15 protein-coding genes and 1 pseudogene are annotated in these 21981 nt (G+C 37.6%); 3 read left to right on the top strand and 13 right to left on the bottom strand.

Going from position 1 to position 21981, the window contains the following annotated elements; all coding sequences use genetic code 11:
• The 5 genes and pseudogenes from JHD79_RS19905 to JHD79_RS19885 form a co-directional block, all read right to left on the bottom strand.
• Positions 1–578: pseudogene (locus JHD79_RS19905) on the bottom strand (DNA topoisomerase IB); the annotation flags it as partial.
• Positions 579–601: 23 nt separating this feature from the next.
• Positions 602–3058 carry a DNA ligase D gene (ligD, locus tag JHD79_RS19900; protein WP_199121111.1) on the bottom strand — a complete coding sequence of 819 codons (2457 nt, stop codon included), beginning with the start codon at positions 3056–3058 and terminating at the stop codon, positions 602–604.
• Positions 3059–3060: 2 nt separating this feature from the next.
• A complete protein-coding gene (locus JHD79_RS19895) occupies positions 3061–3831 on the bottom strand; it encodes a Ku protein (RefSeq protein WP_199121110.1) in 771 nt (256 codons plus the stop codon).
• A gap of 86 nt (positions 3832–3917) precedes the next feature.
• Positions 3918–4196 (bottom strand): hypothetical protein, encoded by a 279-nt coding sequence (locus JHD79_RS19890; protein ID WP_199121109.1) that lies wholly within the window; start codon positions 4194–4196, stop codon positions 3918–3920.
• Positions 4197–4215: 19 nt separating this feature from the next.
• Positions 4216–4674: a PA2169 family four-helix-bundle protein gene (locus JHD79_RS19885; RefSeq protein ID WP_199121108.1), complete on the bottom strand. Its 459-nt coding sequence runs from the start codon at positions 4672–4674 to the stop codon at positions 4216–4218.
• Positions 4675–5065: 391 nt separating this feature from the next.
• On the opposite strand from JHD79_RS19885, the gene JHD79_RS19880 reads away from it, so the two are divergent.
• Positions 5066–5233 carry a hypothetical protein gene (locus JHD79_RS19880; RefSeq protein WP_199121107.1) on the top strand — a complete coding sequence of 56 codons (168 nt, stop codon included), beginning with the start codon at positions 5066–5068 and terminating at the stop codon, positions 5231–5233.
• 104 nt (positions 5234–5337) lie between these two features.
• Here the strand turns inward: JHD79_RS19880 and JHD79_RS19875 are convergent, their stop codons facing one another.
• The 8 genes from JHD79_RS19875 to JHD79_RS19840 form a co-directional block, all read right to left on the bottom strand.
• Entirely contained in the window at positions 5338–7101 is a 1764-nt protein-coding gene (locus tag JHD79_RS19875) for a hypothetical protein (protein WP_199121106.1), read from the bottom strand.
• 1 nt (position 7102) lies between these two features.
• Positions 7103–9916, bottom strand: a complete 2814-nt coding sequence (locus JHD79_RS19870; protein ID WP_199121105.1) for a pitrilysin family protein — start codon at positions 9914–9916, stop codon at positions 7103–7105.
• Between the two features lie 8 nt (positions 9917–9924).
• Positions 9925–10395 carry a hypothetical protein gene (locus JHD79_RS19865; protein WP_199121104.1) on the bottom strand — a complete coding sequence of 157 codons (471 nt, stop codon included), beginning with the start codon at positions 10393–10395 and terminating at the stop codon, positions 9925–9927.
• 8 nt (positions 10396–10403) lie between these two features.
• A complete protein-coding gene (locus JHD79_RS19860; RefSeq protein ID WP_199121103.1) occupies positions 10404–11849 on the bottom strand; it encodes a RagB/SusD family nutrient uptake outer membrane protein in 1446 nt (481 codons plus the stop codon).
• Between the two features lie 12 nt (positions 11850–11861).
• On the bottom strand, positions 11862–15131 hold the full coding sequence (locus tag JHD79_RS19855; protein WP_233164802.1) for a SusC/RagA family TonB-linked outer membrane protein: 3270 nt from the start codon (positions 15129–15131) through the stop codon (positions 11862–11864).
• Positions 15132–15299: 168 nt separating this feature from the next.
• The gene (locus JHD79_RS19850) at positions 15300–16466 is read right to left on the bottom strand and encodes a FecR family protein (RefSeq protein WP_199121101.1); all 1167 of its coding nucleotides are present in this window, start codon (positions 16464–16466) and stop codon (positions 15300–15302) included.
• A gap of 78 nt (positions 16467–16544) precedes the next feature.
• Complete coding sequence (locus tag JHD79_RS19845) at positions 16545–17090, bottom strand: RNA polymerase sigma-70 factor (protein ID WP_199121100.1); 546 nt, start codon at positions 17088–17090, stop codon at positions 16545–16547.
• A gap of 621 nt (positions 17091–17711) precedes the next feature.
• Positions 17712–19739 (bottom strand): TonB-dependent receptor, encoded by a 2028-nt coding sequence (locus JHD79_RS19840; RefSeq protein WP_199121099.1) that lies wholly within the window; start codon positions 19737–19739, stop codon positions 17712–17714.
• 199 nt (positions 19740–19938) lie between these two features.
• On the opposite strand from JHD79_RS19840, the gene JHD79_RS19835 reads away from it, so the two are divergent.
• On the top strand, positions 19939–21069 hold the full coding sequence (locus tag JHD79_RS19835; protein ID WP_199121098.1) for a serine hydrolase: 1131 nt from the start codon (positions 19939–19941) through the stop codon (positions 21067–21069).
• Positions 21070–21487: 418 nt separating this feature from the next.
• On the top strand, positions 21488–21981 hold a 494-nt coding region (locus tag JHD79_RS19830), incomplete at its 3' end, for a M48 family metallopeptidase (protein ID WP_199121097.1).

The raw sequence follows: 21981 nt of genomic DNA, 5'->3' as shown, positions 1-21981 counted from the left end.
CCCCCCCCCCCCCCCCCCCCTTTCCCAGCATAAGACGGAATACGAGATGGTAACGCAGGTCTCGTGGGCTCGGAGATGTGTATAAGAGACAGACTCAGGCCATAGCTCTTATAGGCTTTTTCATATGCACCATTGCCTACCCTGATCAGGGTTTCCTGGAGCACTTTAAGGCAGATAGCCAATACTTTTTTTTCATCAAGCTTTTTCTTTCTTAAGTCTTTTGCTATTTGCCTTCGTGCCCTGGGTAAGGCCTTTCCAAATTCAAGCAATTTAAAATACTTATAGTGTGACCGCCTACTCGTCCAACTTTCGTGGTAACGATATTGCTTTCTTCCTGCTTCATCAATGCCTATCGCCTGCAAATGACCATTTTCCTTTGGAGAAATCCAAACTTCCCTCCAAGCAGGAGGCAGTACCAATTTTTGTATCCGATCTAGATTCTGCTGATCTTTAATCTTGTTCCCTTTTATATCTTCATAGGTAAAATGCCCCGGCTTACCTTTTCTATAAATACCAGGTTTTGAAGAATCAACAAAAACCAAATGGCTATTTTTTATAATTTCGACAGTTGTAACCATACGTAATTGACCAGTATTTAACCTTATTTTTTGATCTTCACTTCCACTAGCTTATTTTTTATGCGATACATATCCTTCCATAAATCGCCCAATTCCCTAACCCTTTCATAGGTATTAAAAATGCTAAAGTTCTTGATCTGCAAGGCATCGGTCAATTCTTCCCAGTGTAAGGGTGTTGAAACCGTTGCACCTGATTTTGGCCTTACTGAATATGGCGCTACAATAGTTTGCCCTATACTATTCTGTAAATAATCAAGATAGATCTTCCCTTTTCTTTTTGTAGGGCTACGCTCAAGACTGGTGATATCGGGATATTGTTCATAGATGAGCCCGGCAAGGTAATGAATAAAATTTCTGGTAATGTCATAGCTATATACAGGTGCCAAAGGAATAACAATATGTATACCTTTGGATCCAGATGTTTTAACAAAAGCTTTGAGTTTCATTTGGTCTAGCAATGATTTGGCTGTTAGAGCAACCTTTACCACTTGCCCAAAGTCTATCTCTAGTGGATCTAAATCTAAAACTGCAAATAACGGCTGCTCTGGTTTTTGATAGGTGCTTATCCACGGATTTATTTCTATACAACCTAAATTTACCATCCATAACAAGGTGGCCTCGTCATTACATATGAGGTAGTCTATTTGCTTGTCTAGATGGCTTGATCTTAAAGAGGCATATTTGATCCAGCTTGGAATTTGGTCTATGTCCAAGTCTTTTTGAAAGAAATTAAGCTTTTTAATCCCATTGGGATGCCTATTCAATGAAAGTGGTCTATTTTTCAAATGAGGAAGTATAAACTTAGCCATATCCTGATAATAGGCCATCAACTGACCTTTTGTAATATGCTCATCTGGCCAATATATTTTATCCTGGTTGGTCAGCTTTAACTTTTTTCGCCCAAATCTGACCTCTCTTTCATTTTCTTCCCTTATCTGTTGATTACTTATTTTCATACCTATTTCCTTTTTCACCTCATCAGCTTTCTTATCGGTTCTGATCGCTTTAAAAACAGGATGCCTTAAACGTTGATCGGCAGTCCATTCTGTAAAAGTTACTTCACAAACAATTTGTGGCTTTACCCAAGTCACCTTGTTTTCCTGTACAACTTTTCCAATAATTGATTTGTGGTCTGTCTGAAGTGGTATTAGGATCTCATGGATTTCCTTCAACGTTTTTTGATTGAAACCTGTACCACAATTTCCGATGTATACCCATCCTTGTTTAGCCTTATGAATAGCCAATACCAATGCCCCAAAATGCGTTCGCTCTCCATTAGGTTTGGTATAACCTATAATCACGGCCTCTTGCGCCTGCTGTAACTTAATCTTCAACCAATTTTCAGATCTTGTATTATTCAAATATGTACTATCTAGTTTTTTAGCTATGATACCTTCCCAACCTCTTGTTTTTGCCTCATCGAAAAAAGCTTCTCCATTTTCCTTGACAAAGGAAATCACCTCTATAGATTCCTGAGGGAGATGCTTTAGTAACATTTCCAATAATCGCTTTCTTTGGTGAAGGGGCATCATTCTTACGTCGGAGCCATTGATCTGTAACACATCGAAAATAACATAGGTCAATTTTGCACGAGTATGATGAGTATTATAATGTTGTAGAGACTGAAATACACTCCTCCCCTTCGAATTCCTTATCACTATTTCTCCATCCAAGATGGCATGGATATCTAATTTCAGCAGCGCTGTAAGTAGGGGTGGGTAAGTTGTACCTATGTTTTTTCCATTTCTGGAAAATAGCATGACTTTGTCTTTGTCCAATTGCGCTATTGCCCTATAACCATCCAGTTTTTCCTCGAAAATCCATTCTTTATTATTAAAGGCCTCTTTTGTTAATTTAGCCAGCATAGGCTTCTGATAAACTGTTGGCTTTTCTTTTATTTTCGGTTGTCTAATTAAAGTTTTTTCTTTCTTAAAATCTTTGCCTTCTTTCTTTATTTTGGCTGCAATCATATCTTCAACATTGTAGGCCACGTTAACTGCATATCTATCTTTATGCTTAATCAATAACCAAGCATTATGTTCAGTTCCTTTCATTCTCACCAAAGCAAATTCGCCCTTCAGCTTTTTGCCATGCAATATAAATTTCAGGTTTCCTTCTGCAATTCCCTTTTTTAGATTTTCGACACCTCCACTTAACGCTTGGTAAGTTCCTTCATCAAAAATAGTTACTACACCAGCTCCATAATTACCTTTGGGAATAGTTCCTTCAAACTTTCTGTAGTCATAGGGATGGTCTTCAACCATCATGGCCAAGCGCTTGTCATTAGGGTTTAGAGATGGCCCTTTGGGCACTGCCCAGCTCTTAAGCATGCCATCAAGCTCCAATCTAAAATCATAATGCAAATGTGAGGCATGATGTCTTTGAACCACAAAAACAAGTTTCTTACCTTTGGCCTTACCTCCTTTTGGCTCAGAAGTCTGCTTAAAGTCGCGCTTCTCTACATATCTGCTCAACGACATATCTAGGCTCCCTTCTTAGTCTTTAAACTATGGATCAATTGCTCATATAAGTCATCACTTACTGATTTCTGGGGTTGCATTTTTTTAACCACCACTTTTTTTCCTTTAGCTTTTGCTTTGATAATTTTTAAAAGTTCTCTACTGTATTCATCCTTAAAAGAAGTAATGTCAAAGTCGTTGCTGTATTGTTTGATTAATGCTATACCTACCTGTAATTCTTTGGTTTTAAGCTCTATATCGAGATCTAGATCCAGTTCCTTCAAATTCCTGATCTCTTCCTGAAAGCGTATCCGCGTAATCACAATAACATTGTTTAAAGGATGGATTACACATAAATGTTCATTATTTCGAAGAACAAACCTGGCCAATCCTACTTTTTTAGTTTTGGCAAGTGCTTTCAATAATAAGGCATAAGCTTTTTTGCCCTGTGGTTCGGGCATGGCATAATAAGAAGTTTCATAATAGATAGGGTTGATCTGTACGATATCCACAAAACTTTCCAATTCTATAATCTTGGTTTTCTTCGGAGCCGCATCTTCAAAATCTTCATCTTCCAAGACAATATATCTATCTTTAAGATAATAACCTTTTACTATTCGTTCATAGGGTACTTCTTTTCTGCTTGTTTCGTTTATACGCTGGTATTTGATCTTCGAATGATCCTTGCTATCCAGCATATCCAAATCAAGATGACTGTCCTGTATTGCCGAATATAACTTAACAGGAATATTGACCAGACCAAAACCGATAGCACCTTTCCATATTGATTTCATTGCCTCATGAATTATTTTTCTACCTATTTAAAAACAGTTAGAAATTTAAATGGTTTGATGCTTCATGTAATGTCACAATGAATGACCTAGGTTAATTCGTCCGTTTCAAAATCGACTACATTCCAGCTCGGATTACGTTTGGATTTTGTACTTAGCATATTTCTTCCAATCCTGCTTTTCTTGATGGTAGATTTTATGTACAATTTTACTGGTACTAAACTTTTATCGATATCAACATTTATAATGGTATTCATATTTTCTCCTTTCCGACTATTGCTATCGTCCATGGAAAATTTCTCTTTGCCTTGCAATAAGGGACCGTAAAAGTCTCCTTCTTCTTGATTGCGATGTTGTTTATGGTCCATTCCCTATATTTTAAGTTTCCTACAATTTTTCTAGTCTAACCTGATGCGTTTCTATTTCTTTTAAGGCTTCTAATATTCCCGATCTTTGCTTTTGCAGCATTGAAATATGGTCTGCATGAAGTATTTCTTTTTCTAATATTTGGTCATATTTCTCTAGAGCGGCCTCTTCTCCTGTTTCTACAGCTCCTAAAACAGCTACTTCTTCCCTACTGCTCAAAGCCTGTTTGATATCAATCCAAGTGCGGTGCAGAATACCTAGAATCCCACCTTCCTCATTTTTCGATTCACCTCCATGTAGTGCAATATGTTGCTTAAGTTCCGCAGCATATGCTATCCTTTGTGCAGCATACTTTAAGAACAATGCTTTCAATTCCAAACTATCAGTTACCTCGCCCGCCGAAGTATACCCCTCTTTCCCATCATTTACAATATCTACCAATAACTTCAAATCATTAATGATTTCTTGATTCTTTTCCATAATCATCTATTTTAGTAACTCATCAATCCTTTAAAAAGTTTACACCTAAAAACTTGTGATAATGATGGATACCATGAAGTTTCACGAGCTATCCATATTTTGACATTTTTCCATCTATAACAATTTGAATACCTAAACAGATTACATTGATCACAAAACAGGTATAAGGCGCAAGCAAAAATCATCTATAAAATGCTAGTTGATACAGCGTTTATTTGCGCCCTGGCAAGCTATAAGCATCATTAGAATACTCGAAAGCGTTTTTATGCGCATTTGTGAATAAAAGTATTTATGACAACAACAGGTATTTACCACACGTAACTACCTGTTTTATTTATTGGGCCAATTTATACCCTATTTAAATGGTATATTTGATAAAAACCTGGATGTAATGGAAGATCAAAAAAATAAAGAGCTAGAATTTAAGCAGGTTACCGAAGAATTATTGGAAAAGGCCAGAATTTTAAAGGAAAAATCAAAAGCTACAGGCAAAAAACTTGAAGAGCTCAAAGAAAGGGCAGAAGAATTGATCCATCCTTATCCAAAGGATAACAATTAGTTTGTAATTGTCCAACCTTAATTGAGAAGACTAAGGCTCATAAATGATAAACCCGTCAGTGATTATAAAAATCATGACGGGCTATCAAATTAATATAACTATTCCTATTTTGCGTATTGGTAAACTACGGTTTTTCCGCTATTCGATAAACTTGCTACTACATAAACAACTCCATTACCAGCTGCCTGAATGTCAAATGCACTTACTTTCTCACTAATAATCCTACGTTCTGTATTCCAGTTATTGGTTACTTTATTTAAGGTTTTCACCACCAATGAACTGGCATTAGCATAAGCAAAGTACAAGTTATTGTCTCCATCTACACAAAGCGCAAAATTGTCACTTACACTTCCGCTTAAAGTTCCATTGCCAATCTCTTGCCATACCATACCATTAAACTTCATTACATGGTTCATTCTATTGGCGCCAGAACCTACTTGAAAAGCCAAATAAGCCTGACCAGTTTTATCTACTGCTACTGATACCGATTGGTAGCCTACCAAACCATCTGGTGCAGAGAATGAAGTTGGCCCTACAGGTGTCCAGGCATTGTTGGCCAATTTATATACAGAAGGTCTATTCGACCCTGTTGTTCTCTCCATCAAGCCTAAGTAAATTTGGCCGTCCAAGCCCCTAATTATATGATTTTGGAACATGGTTTTGCCCGTTAATGCGCCAGTCCCATCAGTCCATTGACTATTTTTATAACCCATTACAAAAACCCCCCTTTGTGGTATGGTAGTGTACTCTGTACTGTTACTTTGTTTAGCCATAGAGATCATCGGTACATCATCATTAGTCATGGCCATGGTAAAATAATCTATTTTCATAGGCGTGAACCTATTCGTTCCTACTATATTCCAAGTTGTGCCATTATACTTTTTAACGGTAGCCCTCTGCTCACTGTTAAAATAATCTTTGTAGCCTATGTACAGTTCTCCTAGACTGTTAAAAACGATGCCCTGTACATCTGCCCTAAAATCGGAAACGCCAAGTTTATCACCTATATTTTGCCATTGCGAATTTATGTATCCCATTACCGCTACCTTTCTGTTATCTGTGGCTATACTAGTGCCCGTTTCATCCTTACCTGTCCTTTGATAAATAAAGTATGGATTATTATTGATGGGATTAATGGCCAATTTTGGTGCCGCAGCAGTAGGCACGGTCAAATCTTCTCCAAACAGCTCCCATTGCCTCCCTAAGAATATCACATTTACCTCATAGTTATAAGGGTTGGTCAATGAGGTCTCATAAAGATTATAAATTACCGGGTTATCAAAATTATTGGGGGTCACCTTGCTTTGCTGATTTACATTCCCTACTTTAAGAGTTGCACCATCGGTAGTCGTAAATCTTGCTTTTAACCCTAGAAAGGAAACCGATTCTGGTAAGGCTACTTCTATACTTAGTCCTCTAATTACTGCTATATAATCAGTTGCTAGGCCTGCATTATCTTCCTTATAAAAACCAAAGCTCTTTATGGCTATTTTCTTTTGTACACTTACCGAGTAAGTCCTAGTGCTCCTATCTTCGGCTTTTACCCTATAATTTATTGCATCGGTAAAATCTTGTACAGAAATACCCGACTCTTGTACTTCTGAACCCACTTGTACAATGGTACGAGGGTTTTCCATTCTAAATATGGGCTTCAATTCCGTAACGTCGGTTTCCGTAGGTACAGTCACCACAATAGTTTCTCCATTTATTACCCCCTCATACTCTTTCTCTACGTCCAAAGCATCTTTTATTTTAAACTTAAAAGATTCTATCCCTTTGGCATACATTACCGGATCTTTCTTACAACCGGTCAATACCACTCCAAAAAGCAGTAAAGTAACACCTAGTTTGCTAAAAATAGTCTTCATGTTATTTGTTTAAATTCTTAAAATTTTCTGGCATGAGCACCGCTTTGATACCAGGTTGTTTGATTAAATATTTTTTGGCATACGCAGCAATTTCGGCTGGCGTAATGTTATTGACCATCTGTTCATATTGGTTAAAGTAGCTAAAGTCTTTAAATCCATAATAAAACTGGTTTCTCAACGAAGTACTCCAGAACAAATTTTTACTCGACTGTTTTTTATAACCGTCTATCTGTTGTATTTTAATATTCTTCAGGTCTTCTGAAAAGTAATTTGGATTATTAGCAACCTTCTCTAATTCTACCTGTACCTGTTTAACCAAAAACTCGGCCGATTCCGGTGCACAGCTAAATGATATACGTGAACGGATTAAGGGTGCAGGAATATTTGTTGAGGAAACAGAAACACCCACTCCATAAACCCCAGAATTTTCTTCACGAAGGTTTAAGCGCAATTTTACTTTCAGCACTTCCTGCAGCATGGTTTGCACGAGAATATCTGGATAGTCATAATTTACCTCATTACTTTGATAAAAGATGTTTACGGTACTTTTTGGTGCCTTACCTGCATACATCAGGATATCTTTTGCTTGATCGCCGCCATTAGGCCCTGTATATTTAAAAGCCTTGGCATAATTGCCTCCTGGCAAACCACCAATATACTGTTCTATTAAAGGCTTAATGCTGTCGAGCGTAAAATCGCCAACTACTACAAATTGGAAATCTTTGGCCGAACCAAACCTATTTTTAAATACAGGAATGATCTCGTCAAATTTCAACTCTTTTTCAATGCGATCTACGGTTACATTAGACGAATAATCTTCATCACCTTTTAATAGTTCTGAAATGGCCTGGTTATAAGCATACATTGGTGATAGCTTGCTATTTTCAAGTCCTTCTATCGCCTTGCGCTTAGTCTGATCAAAAGTAACCTTATCGGCATTGGGGTAAATCCATTTCAAATACATTAATTGAAACATGGTTTTGGCATCTTTCCAATCGGCATTGGTAACTACACCTTCCCTATTGTTGGATAGGATAAGTACCGCCGACGCAGAGTTTCCTGTTAAATATTGGGTTAATGCCCTTCTTCCAAACTTGCCTGCTCCACTTAAACCTGTAACCGACTTCACAAATTGGGCCGTAATGTATTGTGTGGAATCTAGCGCATAGATTCCCCCTTGTCTAAAGCCGGAAATGGTCAAATAATCTTTCTTTTCCTTAGTCTGCTTTAAATAAACAGTAGTCCCATTAGAAAGCATCCATTTGGTTACCCCAATAGCTGACAGGTTTTCTTGCCCGATCACTTTTCCGGCTATTGGCTGTTGTTCCAGCAATTGCTTGGGAACCTCCACTTCATCTGTCCATGGACTTACCGATTGTTTAGCCGCATTAGCCAACAAACTTTTAAGCTGAGCCTCATTAGGCAATAACGCTTTGTCCTTTTCAGGGGCCGTAAGCAGAACCACCATATTATAAGGGGTAATTTTCGACCTAAGGAAGGCAAGCAGACTTAACGAATCTATTTTTGGAGCATACTTCAAAGCTAATGCAGTACGTTGACTTTTGTCCATCATTACACTATTCCCATAAAACTCTTCATGCATTTCATTCAAATAGGTCTCAGCTTGGCTCTTTTCTTCTTTAGCGCCCCTTTTAATGGCCGCTAGATATTCTTCCCTATACTTATTGATTTCCTCTACGGTAAAACCATACCTTATGATACGTTGAACTTCGGTCAGGTATTTCTCTATCCCCTCTTTAATCTGATCATGGTATAACGAAACCCCTCCAGCAACCACACCATTTTTCAAAACAATATTACTGATGGAAAAACTGCCATCCTTAAAATTGTCCTGTAATTGAGAAATACGACTAAACCTCCCTTTTACCAATGCATTAAAAAAACTTCTGGTTTGCTGTTGCTCGTAGTCTTGTTCTGTCCTTATCGGTCCCGAAGATTTGATCTTATTAAAGAAACTCAGCTCAATTGACCTGGCCTCCTTATCTGTTACAATGGAAAACAAGGTATCTTTATGCTTAGGCAGTTCATAATAAATACGGGGAGCCTTACGCTTAGCCTTATAGGAAGTAAATTCAGCTTTAATATATTGCTCTACTTTTTTAGGATCGATATCGGTTACAATGGCAATGGCCATTAAATCCGGTCGGTACCATTTCTCATAAAAATCTACAATACGTTGGCGTTTGAAATTTTTAAGGATATCTACCTTACCAATGGGCAGTCTTTCTGCATATCTAGATTGGCTAAACAGCACTGGCAAATACTGATCTCTTAATCTATTATCTGCTCCCTGCTTACTTCTCCATTCTTCAATTACTACTCCTCTTTCCTTATCAATCTCTGTTGGATCGAAAGTTACTCCAAAAGCCCAATCGGCCATGATGTCGATAGATTTTTCAAGGTTTTTTTCATCTTGGGTGTTGATGCTGATCTTGTAAACCGTTTCATCAAAACTGGTATGTGCGTTTAAATCGGCTCCAAACTTAACACCTTTAGATTCCAGAAAAGTAATGACATCATTTTTAGAATAGTGCTTGGTACCATTAAAGGCCATATGTTCAATAAAGTGGGCCAACCCCAATTGATCGTTATCTTCTTGTAGTGAGCCTGCATTTAAAAACAACCTCAAAGTCGAGGTACCAGGTTCTTTATCGCTTTTATAGATATAGTAAGTAAAACCGTTGCTCAACTTTCCCTTTACTAAATTTGGATCTTGTTTAAGGGGCTGTGCAAAACCTACCGCACTAAAAAGTACAAGTAACAGGAAGAACAAGCTTATTTTTTTGTATTCCATCGCGCTTTCTATTTTTTAGTGATGATCAGTTCTTTCTGTAATTGATCTGGGCCGGGCAAACCTATCGTATAGTTTTTGCTATTGCTCAACAACCGAATGGTAATGGTATTATTCTTGGCCGGATCTACAGCTGCTGCCAACCATTTAATGGTAACTGGACGCTCGAAAATACCATTGGGAAAATTAAGCGTATTCCCCTGGGTAATCAGTTCAAAATCACGACCTGCCTGTAAACCGTTACCTACTACCACTTCATATTTTAGATCGATAGGATCGAACTGCAATACGGCGCTCAGATAGACATTATAATCTACTTGGTCCTTTCTGTCCGTTGCCACCTCTATGGCAGACTTGTTACCTACATGGATATGGAAAAATGGATGATCATAGGGTTTAAACTCTTCCTTGTTACAGGAAAACATTAAAGCCACCACTACTAATAGCGATGCCTTGTATATATATTTAAGGTTTTTTCTCATTTCTAATTTTAATTATACCCAGGATTTGGTTGCAGCGCTTTGTTTGCATCCAATTCTTTAGTGGTAATTGGCAGCACAAATTTGTTGTTTGGGTAGGTTAATAAACAAACGGTAGAATTACAATCGTTTCCACGTTGTAAATTTTCTTTCCTTCTTACAATATCATACAAACGATGTCCTTCAAAACACAGCTCTCTATTCCTTTCATCGGCAATCTTTTGATATAAATCTGCAGAACTGCCATAGTTAATCACAATGGTTTGACCAGGATGTGCCCTTTGGGAAATAATCCGCAGATCTTCTGCCGCCTCTGGGTACTTTTTCAAATTCCAATTGGCTTCGGCCCTATTTAAATAAACTTCAGACAAGCGAATTACCTTAATGGTGTATGGGGTAGTGGCCGCCAACGAGCCTTCGGTGTATTTCTTTGAAATATGGTAGCCCCCCACATCACCAAACATATTATTCCTAATGTCGTTGGTATCGAATAAGTTGATCAACTTAGAGGAAGCTCCATATTGTGCTACCGTAACGCTTGGTGCAGAAAAAATAGACATGATTTCCTTGGTGCTCACCTTAGTAAACCCTAGTGCGCTTAATTGGAACAACACTTCTTTCTTTACACTTGAAATTCCTGGATATTCTTGAAAAACACTCTTATACTCGCTTGCGGTAGCCAGGCTATACTTCGTATCCTCTATAATTAAATTAGCTGCTTTTACGCTATTTTCCCAATCTCCCTTGTATAAATAAACCCTAGAAAGCAAACCTAAAGCTGCTTGATAGCTCACCAGTGCCTGATCTGTTGCATTATTATACTTATTCAGATAAGGTAGGGCTGCATTTAGATCGATCAAGATCTGGTCGTATGTTTGCTTCATGGTTTTTCTGGGCACTTGGTCTCCCGGCGACGGTGTTTTCGTTAAAACAGGTACACCTAAATGTGAAGCATCTGGCGTAAAATTATAAGGCTGTGCATATACCTTGCTCAAATCTAGATGGCATATGGCACGGATCACCAGTGCCTGTCCCTCAATAGCCTCCAACTCGTTCAGCTGGTTGGGAAATTCTGCTTTTAGATTGGGGATAGCATTCAATATATTATTGGTGTTGTTCAGTGTTTCAAAAACAGCAAGCCAAATATGCCCAGCTATCAAGGCATCGTCACCTGATGTACTGCTAAAATTAAAAGACTGCAACATAAATGGATCATTGGAAAAGATGTTCACCACGTTATCGGAAGCCACATCGCCATGCATACCATATTCTAGCTTATAATAGTTCAACATGGATTTATATGCTCCGGTTAAGGCAACCTTAGCCCCCAATACATCTTCAAACAATACATTCTTGCCCACTCTTCCAATGGGTTCTTTTTCTAAGAATTTTTTACATGAAGCAAAGCTAAGCACGAGCATTGCCAACAGTATACTTTTATAAATTAATTTCTTCATCGCTATTCAGTATTAAAAGCCTACATTAAGCCCAAACGACAGCACCAAGGGTTGCGGATATGGATTGTAGGAGTTTTTATAATCGTTATAATTTTCTTTGGTTTTATAAGGCGTCCAAAAGGCCACATTATCTGCCTGTAAATAAAGACTAGCCGTATTTAAACTGATCTTGCTCAAAAGTTCTTTAGGGAACCTATAATTTAAACTCACATTTGTTATTCTGAATGCCGTTCTATTGTGTAGAAAGCGAGTAGAGTTACGTCCGTTATCGGCATTTTCATTTAATACTGTTTTTGGCACCAAGGTCAAATCTCCCGGTTCTCTCCATCTATCCAATTGGTTTCTAGATTGGTTATCTGAAGCCAGATTTCTACCATCTGATTCGGCATCTCTCTGTAGACTGCTAAACAAATAACCACCAACGGTATATTGGAACAACCCACGTAAGGAGAAATTCTTATAATCTATAGTATTGGTCATTCCACCAAAAAAATCTGGCGATTGTCTGCCAGTCATTACCCTATTATTCATATCAAATACTTTAGTCAAATTTCCCCTAGCATCATACCAAAGCGGTCCTCCATCCCTTGGGTCTACACCTGCCCAACGTATCAAATAGTTTGTTTTAATATCTTCTCCTACCTTTCTAATGGTAGACCCAAATATTTTCTCATTATTGTTGTACAGTTCCAGAATCATATTCCTGTTCAATGAAAAATTAAAACTGGTTCTCCATTCGAAATCTTTGTGCATGATGTTTTGTGTATTCAATACAATTTCGATACCCCTATTTCTAATAGATCCTACATTTTGAAGAATTCCGGTAAAGCCGGTGGTACGTGTAACGTCAACATCATCTAAGGCATTAATTGTTCTATTATAATAGGCTTCTATATCTAGCGATATTCTTTTGAATAAGCCCAAGCTTAATCCGGCATTTAAAAGGTAGGTAGTTTCCCAAGAAAGTACAGGATTTTCCCCGTTGCTCATTATAGCTCCCGAAGATCCATTATAGTTATTATCTGTGGAGAAACTGTAGATTCCCTTAGATTTGTAGGCTCCAATTCTGGAATTACCATTAGTTCCGTAGCTCAATTTTAATTTTGCAAAATCAAGCTGCTTAATGTCCCAAAATTTCTCATTGCTGATTGTCCAAGATGCTCCAATTGACTTAAAGGTTGCCCAACGTACGTCACTTCCAAAATCGGAATTGGCATCTCCACGGAAACTGGCCACTAAATGGTATTTTCTATCCCATGAATAATTGAGTTGTCCATAATAAGATAGCCCGCTTTGTTCTGTGGCCGAGCTAGTTCCATTTCTTGTAATGGCATAAGGTACTTCTCTAATCTTATCGTTGGCAAAACCATATCCGGTTGCAGATACAGATCTTCTAGTTTTATCAGTGGCTTCTGCACCCAATAATGCATTGATAGAGTGTTTACCAAATATTTTTTCGTAATTAAAACGATGCTGTGTGTTCCATACAAAGTTAGAGGTTTGTCCCTTATAGGCATCGCCCTTGTCAAGTGAGCCACTATAGCTATACATAGATGCATAATAGTCCTCTACAATTGAAGTATAGTCTATACCATTGGTTGTGGTATACTTTAAGCCTGGAATAATATTGATAGATCCACCAACATTGGCATACATGGCCATTGTTTTTTGTTTGTCGTCGTTATACTCTGCATCAGCCAACTTATTATAATACTTTAGCACATAATTCCCATTGGCATCAAAAGGACTATCTATAGGCCTATTAATATAATAGCTATTACCTGGATTAAACATGTTATTTACCATATAAGAGGTACCCATCTTAAAAAATAAATCGATGCTTTTGTTAATATTCTGATCCAAATTGATCCTACTAGAAAAACGTTGAGTCTGATTTTTGATCATGATGGGCTTTTCATTAAAATAAGCCCCTGAAACATAGTATTTGGTTTTGGCATTACCTCCAGAGAAAGATAAATCATGCTGGGTAGTCACGCCATTTTTAAAAAATACATCATACCAATCGGTACTGGTGCCAAGATCTGTTACCGGATTTACAGTTAAAGAGGTATTGTTGGCAAAAGATTCGGCCAATAGCTCGCGATATTCTGAAGCACTTAGCACATGAAACTTTTTATTGTTCAATAAGTTGACACCCGTTCTAAAACCATAACTTACCCTATCTGCTCCATTTTTTCCTCTTTTAGTAGTAATAAGTATTACGCCATTAGCTCCATTGGCTCCATAAATGGAGGTAGCGGTCGCATCTTTTAATGTGATAATAGATTCGATATCATTTGGATTTAAAAAGGTTAATGGACTGATACTGGTATTGGTTCCCAAAATCATATTTGTCTCATCCCCTGTATTCATAGGAATGCCATCTATTACCCATAATGGTTCATTAGAAGACCCAAAAGTAGACTCTCCCCTGATACGTGTTTGAAACCTAGGTCTAGCACTACTAGCAGTCTGATCCTGCATTTCCACCATTACCCCTGGTACAACACCATCCAATAATTGATCTATTCGATTGAGCGGTCTAAATTCCAGATCTTTGCTGGTCAGCTGATAGGCACTCCCTACTTGGCTTTCTTTAGTTTCTTTGGTACCATAAGCCGTAATGATTACCTCCTGCAAATTACTAGCAGTTTCGATCAATACCACATCAATTATCTTTTTTCCTTCAATGGCCACTTCTTTTGTACCATAACCAATGATAGAGAAAACAAGGGTTCCATTAGCTGGTACCTTTATGGAATACCGACCATCTATACCTGTATTTATCGCTTTTGAAGTTCCCTTGAGCATTACGACCACCCCAGGAAGTGCCTGATCAGGTTGTCCTACACCTTCTTTGGATTTTACCACCCCTTTAATAAGAATTTCCTCTTGCTTAACTGAAAGTTTACTTTCTGGCAAGCTCTCCGAAAAAATTACGGTCTGATCTATGATCTTGTAATTAAGGTTCAATTGACTAGTTAACTCGTCAAGAACATCCTTTAGTTCCACATTTTTCACATCAAGATTAATCTTTCCTTTTTTCTTTGCTTCTTTTGCATCATAAAGGAAATAATAACCAGTTTGTGTTTTAATGCTTTCCCATACTTTCTCTAAACTTTCGTTTTTTGCACGGATGCTAACTTTTTGGGCGTAACCCGTAGCTTTTACACCGAATGCGGCGAGTAAAATGAGGAACACGGTTAGTTTCATAATTAATAGTATTTTTCTATTAAATAGTTTGCTTGTTCTCGCTCGTTTGTCGAGAAGAAATTGTTTCATATTTTTGTATGTAATGGTTTTTTAGAATTGATTGAAATTTTCAGCTCATCAAGTAATAATGACCATACTTTTTTTCCGAAAGCATTGGCGTGCTTTCGGATTTTTTATGCCATTATTTTTAGGGGTTGGGTTAAGGTCTATTGCATATTTATCTAGTTAATTAATTGGTTAAAAACTTACGGTTACTACCCGATCTTTTAGGTTAAATTTGGCATTACTTAGGGTACTTAACATTTCTAGCACCTGGTTTAAAGTAGCCTGTCTACGTATGTTGCCACTAAATGTCTTTTCATTCGGTTTCCCATGGTAAATGATCTCTACATCATACCACCTCGATAGTTGATCCAGAATTTCCTTAAGGTTATCATCATTAAAATAGAACACGCCTTCTTTCCATGCTATTGATTTATACAACTCTGCTTCTTGTACCTCAATGGCACTATGATCTACCAAGGCTTCCTGGCCGGGCTTTAACAATTGTTGATTCCCACCCTCATTGATACTCACCGAACCCTCTACCAAGGTTGTTTTACTATTGTTGCTATAAGTATTTACATTAAACTTGGTGCCCAATACTTTCACTTCGGTATCATTAAAGCTTACAATAAAAGGTTTTTCCCTATTGTGCGCCACTTCAAAATAAGCTTCGCCCTTTAGTTCTACCCTTCTTTCCCTGCCACTAAAATGATCGGGAAAACGCAGATAGGAAGAGGCATTAAGCCAAACTTTTGTACCATCTGGCAATACGATCTTATATTCGCCCGCTCTGGGCGTTCTTAAGGCATTGTATCGATTTAGGGAATTTTTATTGTCATTTGAAGTAAAGTAAAGTGTTCCATCTTGTACATTAATTCCTTCGGGCTGTTCCCCTTTTTCTACATGTTTTTGATCATGGTTTAGATTCACTACGGCACCATCGGCCAATTGTAAAATGGCCCGCTTAGATCCGGGCATCACATCATAAGCTAAAGGTTGATCATCTGTGAAATATTGACTTTTGAACTGATGCTCGTATAAGAAAAAAGTTAACATAAGCAGCACTACCGCTGCTGCTGCTACATACTTCCAAATTTTTAGGCGATTATTTTTTCGGGTTTGAGGTGATGAAATTTTGGAAGATAAACTTTCCCATCCTTCATTTACATCCACCCTCTGAATAAAGTTAACTTCTTGTTGTACCTGAGGCGTATGGCGAAAAGATTCTAATAGGTCACGATTTTCTTGGGATTCGGCCAACCATGAATCCAGCTCTTGCTGCTCTGTATCAGAAATTTCATCTTTTAGGAACTTAACGATGAGTGTAGAAATGTGTTCTAAATCTTTTTGAGGTGTCATATACCCTAAAGAAACCCGAAACAGAAAAAGGGGTGAAAGAAAAAATTATTTTTTTTCTAAAAAAGATCAGATAGACGATTATTTCATCAAAAAAAGGAGGGCAATAGAAAAAAAATCGGGTTTCAATCGCATTTTTAAAAGCTGCAAACCTCTTTTCTTCTGGGTTTTAACCGTATTGATGCTTATCCCCAAAGCAGATGCTATTTCTTGATTTTTTAACCCTTCTAAATAGCCCATTCTAAAAATCTGCTGGCAATTTTTAGGAAGCGTTACCAAAATCTTATGGATTTCGGCCAACACTTCAGATTTGATCATCAGGTTGAGGGCCACAGGGTCTTCTACAGGTTCAATCGCTTGTTGGTTCAAATAAGAGTGTTCCAGCTTTTGTCGTCTCAATCTGTTCAGGCAGGCATTTCTTACCGTTTTATAGAGAAAACTACTTATCGATATTATACTTTCCTTCTCCTTATTCTCCAAATTCCAAAAAACGAGGAATGACTCTTGCACAATATCTTTAGCTGCAGCTGTATCATTGAGGAATTGTGCTGCAAAATGGCAAAGCTTCGCATAATTGTCACGAAACAATTCTTCAAAAGAATTTATATCTTGTACAGTGTTGGCCAATAGAAATTACAGTATAGTGTTGGTAAGTAATTTCAAAAATAACGTTAATCTATAAGTAAAACAAGCATTTAATTGCTTTACCTACAATATAGTAAGCCTAAATCTATCAAAGCATAATAGTATTGTATCCACTATTGGTCAAAAAATGTCCCCTAGTTTTCTCCATAGCCGTCGAAAAATGGGTTTGGTTTCACACCTAACCATAGCACATATTCATTGCTGATTAAGGTTTTATCAAAAACATAACGATGCAAAATTTAACGTATCATAAACCATAAAAAACTCATTTTCTAGTTAGATAAATCTTAGGCATAAATTTCATTTTAATTTAAAAAAAACAATGCCCATTAACTGGGCATTATTTTTGGTCTTGTTGTTGACTTTGTCAACAACCTAAACAACCTAAACCAACAAACGCACTGAGCAGTGCTACAAGACTAAACTGTTTTAAAAGGAAGAGCGTTAATTTTTATATAATTTTAGGGCTTTTGGCAATTCACTCAAAAAAAATTATACGAAAACCCATTATTACGGTACAAAACCCTATTATGGCGTGACGAAATATTTTACATCTACCTATTCTTGGGTACGAGACAGCACTGTCAAAATATAGTATTTTGCTTACTTCAGCTGATTTTTCAGGTTTAACATGATCCCCAAATAATAACTACGGGAGGGCGACACATTATAATACCTTCCTGCAAAACCATTAATATCATTGCCTAAACTGTATAGTTCATTTAGCAAATTATCTGCTCCTACATAAAAATGGGTATTCATTTTTTGAAAGAAAAACTGATAACCTAGTTTTGCGGCAAGCAATTGGAAAGCGGAAGCATAAACAGTATTGGCATCATTCAAAGCTATCCTTGAAGTATAACTGTAATTGAAATGGCCATATAGTCCATTTTTCATCTTCAAGCTTGTCAATAGGGTCCATGTATTGGGCGCAATACCAGGCATGATATTACCTGTATAGTCATTATTATCTTGTACAAAACGAGTATATCTAAACCTATATCTACTAAAATTTGCTCCTATTTTACTTCCGCTAAATTTATGTAGGCCTCTAAACAATTCATAATTCAAGGCCGCCTCAAAGCCTTTTTGTGAGGTTTTACCAGCATTCACATAATAATTGCCCCCCATAACATTCCTACGAGTCACCATGGCATTGGCGAGCCCTGTAGTAAATATGCTCATATCAAACCCCAATCGTTTATCGCTTAAAAACCCTCTTACTCCTGTTTCATAATGCCAGCCCTTTTCCGCAGCCAGGTCTAAATTGTAACTACTGTTATCTGCAAAAATCTCATTACTGGCAGGTGGAGAAAATCCCTTGGCTACATTCAGGTAAGCTCCAATATCCTTATTCACAGCATACATTAGTGCAAAACGCGGCATCAGCTCTCCATTATATTGTTTTTTGGCCAATAAAACCGGCTGTTCGCTCCAACGTTTAAAATCAAAACTCAATGAATTTACACTGAGCGCTACTGTAAAAATCCATTTCCTGTAACTTAGGTTAGCCTGTACAAATCCCAATAATTGGCGAATATAAAGTTGGTCATCCGTTCTTAGGGTATCCTTATTTCCTTTAACATTTAGATAAGTTCTCGAACTAAATGCCCCTTGTTGAAATTCCAGTCCCGAGAATATGGCCAAAGTAGTACTACCTGCTGTTAATTGATAGTCGAATACTGTACGCCCACCCCCATGTGGTTCGATCTTGCGTTCATAATTTTGGATAGCAGGATTTTGGGTCTGGCTATAAAATCCATATATAGCGGTTGTTTGCCAGATATTTTTTGCCAACCGGGCCTTATAAGTAAGGCCAAGCAGCAATGCCTGCTGATCAATAGATGCCTTTGCTTCTTCTGCTCCAGGATTATTCCCTACCGCAGGACGCGCTAAACGAGGATTTAGGTGATATTCTGTCAAAGTCAAGGCCCCTGGTGTTTGGTAATAAAGGTCTCCATAAATAAAATTCACATCCAATTTGTGGTGTGCATCAATCTTCAAAATGCCATTCCACGTAAGCACCTTTCTGCGCATTGCCGTATGGTTACGATATCCATCCGAGCTCAAATACTCATAACTAATCGCTTGATTATCAAATTGCGCATTTCCATATAGTCCCTTCAAACCATAACTGCCCATTATACCTCCCAACGCCAGTGTTATACCTTCTAACGTTATGGGCGACCTCATTAACAATACCCCTCCCGTACCAGCTCCATACAGGCTACTTCCGGCTCCTTTAATAACCTCCAATTCACTCACCTGATAATGACCCAACATATTGAGCATCGAAGTTCCTCCTGGTGCGGTAAAAGGAATATCATTATAGTAGATTTTCACATTTCTTACCCCATATGCACTACGAATTGAGCTCCCTCTGATACTTAAACGGTAACTTCCCGGCGAACGCTCTTCCATACGCACACCTGAAACAGTATTAAGTGCCTGCGCCATATTCAACGGACCGTAAAGCCTCAACTGTTCTTGTGTCATATAATTAATTGCCGCAGGTGTATGCAAAAGATCTTTACCTTGGTAAGCCCTGATCACTACACTATCCAACAAAGAAATGGCCTTTCCAGTATCTAAAACTTGCGCATACAAGACTTCAATTCCACACAAAAGCATAACCATTAGCAAAAAAAAGAGTTTACGGTATATCATTAGGACCATCAATTGAAGGCCTAAGATAATTACTTCTTTAGCCAAACCTTAAGGGTTAAAGATGAATTATAGCGATATTTTCCTAGAGAGGAGATGTTTTCGGGTATAGATTTTTATATTTACATTAACCTCAACCTTCTACAGCTATTAAAAAATATCTAAAATGAAGAAAATACTGACCTTTTTAGTCCTTTTTGTATTTACTGTAACCACCAACGCCCAGATACAACAAGCCGAAAACCAAATTAATGAAATGATGGGTAAATTAAAAGTGGTAGGTTTGGCAGTAGCTGTAGTTAAAAACAATAAGATTATCTATACCCATTCATTTGGAAAAAAAAACATAGCTGACCAAACTCCACTCAGTAACGATGATATTTTTAGAATAGCTTCCATCTCCAAATCGTTTGCCGCCACCTCTATCATGCAATTGGCCGAAGCTAAAAAATTATCATTAGAAGACGATTTTAGTGACCTGGTTGGCTTTAAGGTGAGAAACCCCCAGTTCCCCGAAACAGTTATTACCTTAAAAATGGTGCTTTCACATACTTCAAGTATTAACGATAGCCAAGGTTATTTCAATCTGGATGTCATTAATGCTGATAAAAACTCCAATTGGGCAAAATGTTATACCAACAAGCAGCCAGGCACAACTTACCTTTACTGCAACCTAAATTTTAACATGGTAGGTGCGGTGATCGAGAAAATAAGTGGTAAACGGTATGATAATTATGTTAAGCAGAACATCCTTGATCCTTTGGGTCTATATGGTGGCTATTGTGTCGATTCTTTGGAAGCCAAGAGATTTGTACCTCTTTATGAATATGATGAAAAACTTAATACTTATCAACTGTCAGAAGCAGTCTATGCGCCAAGACGAGAGGAATTGAAAACCTATCAACTGGGCTATAGTACACCTATTCTCTCCCCAACAGGCGGCATGAAGATATCGGCAATCGACTTGGCGAAATACATGATGATGCATATGAATTATGGAAAGTTGGGCAAAACCACGGTAATGAAAAAGAAAAGTGCCAAGATCATGCAAACCAAAATAAGCGAGGAAGAAGGCTATGGGTTGGCAATAAGAACCATAAACGACCTGATTCCTGGAAAAACCATGAAAGGACATACCGGATCTGCCTATGGTTTATATAGTGCCATGTTTTTTGAACCACACGATAAATTTGGTATAGTCGTCATTACCAATGGTTCTGATGCTAGTTATATAGGGGGCACAAGAACCATCTTAAAAGAAAGCATTAACATTCTTTATCATCATCTTATCAAATAGTGATAATGGGAGCGCCTACTTACCTTTTGTTTGATCATATCCAGTAAATGTGGGAGAGCCGAGGTAATAAATCTAAAATTCATACTTATGACAGACCTCAAATTGTAGAATATATTGCCTAAAATCACGTATAGATTTTGCAAATCCCCTCACTCTTGTTATTTTAGGACAATACTTTAAACAAACTATTTCGCCAAATACCCTATAGCAAGCACTTTTCCCGTCCATCATGGTAAATTGGTATATTAATTGAAATAGTAGGTAATTAACAATTGTCATGATATTTTTATACAGATGTACAAATCACCATATTCAATTGGCCATATTAAAAAAGGGAGGAGACCTTCATGATGTCAAATTTGTAGAATGCAACAGATAAATTTTGATCGCTTCCTTACCATTATATAACGATATACGAATGAAAAAAAATTTGATATTTTTTTTATCAATCCTTTTTACAGTAAGCTGCGGCCTGCTAAGCCCTATCTATGCGCAAATTAAAACGCAAACATCCGACGAACTGTTCACTCAAGCCAGAAATATACCAAAGGAAAAAACTAACTATCCAAAAATCATCAGCTTGCTGAAAAGTGCATTAGTCAAAAGCCCTGATTACGCAGACATCCGTCTTTTTTTAGGCCGGGTGTATACATGGAATGATAATTTGGATAGTGCCAGGTATCAATTCAACCAAGTATTGGCTAAAGATCCTAAAAATATAGAAGCCTATTCGGCCCTATTCGACGTTGCCTACTGGAATGAAAATTACACAAGAGCACTTGACCATGCCAATATGGGACTTTTATATGAGCCCAATTCGGCAGAACTGAATATTAAAAAGGCAAAAGCCTTAAACGCCTTAAAAGAAACCAGGCAGGCCATGGCCTTGCTCAAGGAATACAGACAAAAAAA

It is taken from the genome of Pedobacter sp. ASV28, from assembly GCF_016428855.1.
Lineage (GTDB): Bacteria > Bacteroidota > Bacteroidia > Sphingobacteriales > Sphingobacteriaceae > Pedobacter.
This window is presented reverse-complemented; position numbering and strand designations above follow the sequence as displayed.